The 3,760-nt window shown below is 51.3% G+C and carries 4 protein-coding genes; all 4 read left to right on the top strand.

Annotated features, from left to right (window positions below):
- A partial coding sequence (locus PPL9_RS31375; RefSeq protein ID WP_348271972.1) for a putative PEP-binding protein occupies positions 1 to 369 on the top strand: 369 nt, incomplete at its 5' end.
- 84 nt (positions 370 to 453) lie between these two features.
- Complete coding sequence (gene prfA, locus PPL9_RS15035; protein WP_057463460.1) at positions 454 to 1,527, top strand: peptide chain release factor 1; 1,074 nt, start codon at positions 454 to 456, stop codon at positions 1,525 to 1,527.
- Positions 1,527 to 2,411 carry a peptide chain release factor N(5)-glutamine methyltransferase gene (prmC, locus tag PPL9_RS15030; RefSeq protein ID WP_057463459.1) on the top strand — a complete coding sequence of 295 codons (885 nt, stop codon included), beginning with the start codon at positions 1,527 to 1,529 and terminating at the stop codon, positions 2,409 to 2,411. Before prfA ends, prmC begins: the two co-directional genes overlap by 1 nt.
- A 410-nt stretch (positions 2,412 to 2,821) precedes the next feature.
- Positions 2,822 to 3,568 carry a DUF4167 domain-containing protein gene (locus PPL9_RS15025; RefSeq protein ID WP_208985424.1) on the top strand — a complete coding sequence of 249 codons (747 nt, stop codon included), beginning with the start codon at positions 2,822 to 2,824 and terminating at the stop codon, positions 3,566 to 3,568.
- Positions 3,569 to 3,760: the final 192 nt, after the last annotated feature.

Genomic DNA, 3,760 nt, shown 5'->3' with positions numbered 1-3,760 from the left:
CTGTTCCAGTTCTTCTATGCGGTTGATCGAGGCAACACGTTGGTTGCGGAGCGATTTGAAGCTCTGTCTCCTAGTTTCCTACGCGCATTGCGTAAGATCGTTGTTATTGGCGATAAGATGGATACGCCCGTCACCCTTTGCGGTGAGCTTGGCGGCCAACCCCTTGCTGCGATGGCTTTGCTGGCGATCGGATATAGAAATCTCTCTATGTCTCCGGCTTCTATTGGTCCTGTTAAGGCGATGTTACGCTCTTTGGATCTATCAGCACTTTCAGAAGAGTTGCTGAAACAATTGGAAGCGGGTAAAGGGACGGACGACATTCGCGAGTTCCTGGCGAACTTTGCATCCGAAAATAATATTCCGGTATAAGCAGCGTATATTTCGATTGCCGCAGACCCGAGAGGCTGTCGCGCTTTTAGATTAGCTGACTAACGCTTGAGGAGTTGCCGCGAAATGCTGGCACCAGAAAAACTAGACACACTGCTAGCGCGCTTTGAAGGTATTGAGGCCGAGATGGCATCTGGTCCTGCGCCGGATGTTTATATCAAGCTTTCAAGGGATTATGCGGAACTCGATCCAATTGTGAAGTCCATTCGTGAACTCCGCAAAGCCGAAGGTGATCTGGAAGGTGCGGAAGCACTGCTGGCAGACCCTGAAAGCGATGCGGAGATGAAAGAGCTTGCACAGCTTGAGCGTGATGAGTTGACTGGTGTAGTTGAAGAGCTGACCCAGCAAGTGCGCATTGGGCTTTTGCCAAAAGACAAAGCTGACTCTCACGATGTTATTCTTGAAGTGCGCGCCGGCACAGGTGGTGACGAGGCAGCGCTGTTTGCTGGTGATCTCTTTCGTATGTATCAGCGCTTTGCAGACAATAATGGCTGGAAAGTTGAAGTGATGTCTTCTTCTGAGGGGGACATGGGCGGTTTTAAAGAAATCGTTGCTGCTGTGACTGGTCAGGAAGTGTTTGGTAAGCTGAAGTTTGAGTCCGGTGTTCACCGTGTACAGCGTGTGCCTGAGACTGAGTCTGGTGGCCGTATTCACACGTCTGCGGCGACCGTTGCTGTTCTTCCGCAGGCTGAAGAAGTGGACGTTGAGATCAATCCTGCTGATTTGCGCATCGATACATACCGTGCATCAGGTGCAGGTGGTCAGCACGTGAACACGACTGATTCCGCTGTTCGTATTGTGCACAATCCGACCGGGATTGTGGTTGCTGTGCAGGACGAGCGCTCTCAGCATAAGAACAAAGACCGCGCGATGAAGTTGCTGCGGGCGAAGATCTACGATGTGGAGCGTGAGCGTGCTGCGAATGAGCGGACCGAGGCCCGTCGTGTTCAGGTTGGTTCCGGTGATCGTTCTGAGCGTATCCGTACCTACAACTTCCCTCAGGGTCGTGTGACTGATCACCGTATTGGTTTGACGCTGTATAAGCTTGACCAGATGATCGCAGGCGAAGCTACGGGTGAAGTGATTGATGCTCTGATTATGGACCATCAAGCGAACTTGCTCGCCGATGAAGGACTTTAATGTCCGGCCTCTTCGATAATTTCGACCTCAAAAATGTGCAGGCTTTGTACCTAGCGGTGCGGAGCCTGTTTCGTGATGCAGACCTGGCTGAGGCAGATCTGGATGCGCGTGTCCTTGTTGCAGAAGCCCTTAGAATTGAGCCGAGAAACCTGATTCTGGAATATGATCAGGTGATCAAGCCTGAGACGCTGGCGGTTGTTTCCCGATATGTGGAAGAACGCCTTGCTGGAAAGCCGGTAGGACGTGTTCTAGGGAAGCGGGAGTTTTGGGGGCTGGAGTTTTCGTTGTCTTCGGCAACATTGGAGCCGCGTCCGGACACGGAAACGCTGGTTGAAACTGCGATTGCGTTTTGTCAGGCCCATGGCGGCTTGGAAAAAGAATGGGTTTTTGCAGATATTGGAACTGGCACAGGAGCGGTTGCGATTGCGCTCCTGACTGAATTGCCCAATGCAATTTGTCTTGCTGTTGATATCAGTGAAGAGGCTTTGGAGACTGCGCAACAAAACGCAGCAAACAACAATGTTCGTGACCGCTTTATCCCAGTTCGCGGTTCATATCTGGACGCGTTGAGTGGATCTTATGATTTTGTTGTGAGTAACCCGCCGTACATTCGCAGCTCTGTTATTGAAGGACTAAGCCATGAAGTTAAGCAGCACGACCCTATGCTGGCGCTTGATGGTGGAGTGGATGGTCTTACTGCCTATAAAGAATTGATAGGCAACGCTAAACGAGTTCTTAAGAGAAATAGTGGACTTCTTATGGAGATCGGGTTTGATCAAGCCGATGAACTTTCAACTCTTGCGAGGGAACTCGTAGGATTGGAGGCTTGTTGTGAACATGATCTGGCCGGTCAACCAAGGGTGATTGTTGTAGTTTTTCCATGATTGGCGAAGAATTCAATTATCTGGAAAAAAGCCCTTGGAAAATACGTCGGAACGAGATAGTTTCATCTCGCCGACAAGCGATACCAGCTAAAAGCTGAAAACGATGGGGATGGGCACTCACTGACTGTGAGACGAGCCTGGCAGAGACGTCGGTTGATAGTTTCAAAGCAGATAGTTGAGCAACCCCTCGTATCGTTGAACTGAGAGAGCAATGCATTTGTATTGCTGCGATCAGATGTCGGATATCGCATTGAAGCAGTTATACGATCGAATGCGATTGCATTTCGATGTTGATAGCCTTTGTGCTCATCAACACGCAGGCTTATTAACGGCATTTGGAATCCGGGAGATCTTACTCCCATGAACCTCACAGTTAGGTTCGATTGCTATTCCGGAAAGTTAACGGCAGAATGAGACCAGGAAATCAGAATAACAAGCGCATGCGTGGACGGGGGCGTAAAGCTCCAAATCCATTGACACGTACTTTTGAGTCAAATGGACCGGACGTTAAGATCCGAGGTACCGCATTGCATGTTGCTGAAAAGTACCAGCAACTTGCGCGTGATGCTCAGGCCTCCGGGGACCGTGTAACCTCCGAGAACTACTATCAGCATGCAGAGCATTACCAGCGCATCGTCGCTGCGGCTCAACCCCAAAGCACACAGACTGCTGCTCCTTCTGCGCGTACAGAAGATGAAGCTGCACCTGCTGCTGTTGAAACACCAAACGCTGTGGCAGCGACTGAAGAGCAAGAGGTTGCGGTTGCAACCCCTCAGCCTGTGATCGGTCTGGATACGCCTCAGCCGTTTATCGAAACAGCTCCAGCGGCTGACGAGAATGCAGAGGCTTCGGGAGACGCATCTGCACCAGCTGACGAAGATGATGGCAAAGCACGCCGTCGTGTTCGTGGCACTCGTGGTCGTGGTGTTCGTCGTACACCTTCCTCATCCTCCGCAAGTGCAGCAGCGCCAGCTGAGGCACCTGAAGGTGGTGAAGATGATGCAGCTTCTACGAAGCCACGTCGTACGCCTCGTGCTCGCACACCTCGTGCAGCTCGTTCACAGCGTACCCGTACAGCTCGTGTTCCTGCTGAGGATGCACCTGCATCTGCACCAGCACCTGCGGCTTTGGAAACAACCGGAGACGGTGAAAGCTAAGCACGTCTGATGATGTGCTTGCTGGCTCACTGGTTTGCCGGAGATCTATGAAAAACCCCGCTCAAAAGGCGGGGTTTTCTTTTTGCTGACTGGCAAATAGTTCGTTGTGGGTGCTGGCTTACTCAATGATGAGTGTGTCACCGACGGAAAGTGTGCCGTTGTTGAGCACTTCCAGATAAATACCAACATCCA

Origin of the sequence: Pseudovibrio sp. POLY-S9, assembly GCF_001431305.1 — a bacterium.
Taxonomy (GTDB): Bacteria; Pseudomonadota; Alphaproteobacteria; order Rhizobiales; family Stappiaceae; genus Pseudovibrio.
Note: the sequence above shows the minus strand (reverse complement) of the source record. Positions and strands in the feature narration are given on the sequence as shown.

Coding starts and splice junctions, on each gene's coding strand:
- PPL9_RS15025 (WP_208985424.1), top strand. CDS start 2,822: ATGAGACCAGGAAATCAGAATAACAAGCGCATGCGTGGACGGGGGCGT.
- prfA (WP_057463460.1), top strand. CDS start 454: ATGCTGGCACCAGAAAAACTAGACACACTGCTAGCGCGCTTTGAAGGT.
- prmC (WP_057463459.1), top strand. CDS start 1,527: ATGTCCGGCCTCTTCGATAATTTCGACCTCAAAAATGTGCAGGCTTTG.